Genomic DNA, 264 nt, shown 5'->3' on the forward strand with positions numbered 1-264 from the left:
GTGGGCGCGCTGCTCGGCGAAGGCCCCGTGTGGGTGGAGCGCGAGCGCGCGCTGTATTTCGTCGATATCAAACGACGCCGCGTGCATCGCTATGTACCCGAAAGCGGCGAGCGCAGCAGTTGGGAGGCGCCCGCGCAAACCGGTTTCGTGCTGCCGCACGCGGACGGCGGCTTTGTCTGCGGATTGCAGGGCGGGCTGCATCGCTTCACGCCGGAAAACGCGCGCTTCGTGTTGCGCGTGCCGGTTGAAAGCGGTCTGCCCGGC

At 68.2% G+C, this 264-nt stretch carries 1 protein-coding gene; it reads left to right on the forward strand.

Annotated features, from left to right (window positions below):
• Window positions 1-264 (forward strand): SMP-30/gluconolactonase/LRE family protein (locus tag SB772_RS42015; protein ID WP_410838775.1); only part of this gene is annotated, 264 nt, incomplete at both ends.

This window comes from Paraburkholderia sp. SIMBA_030 (genome assembly GCF_046535245.1).
GTDB lineage: Bacteria > Pseudomonadota > Gammaproteobacteria > Burkholderiales > Burkholderiaceae > Paraburkholderia.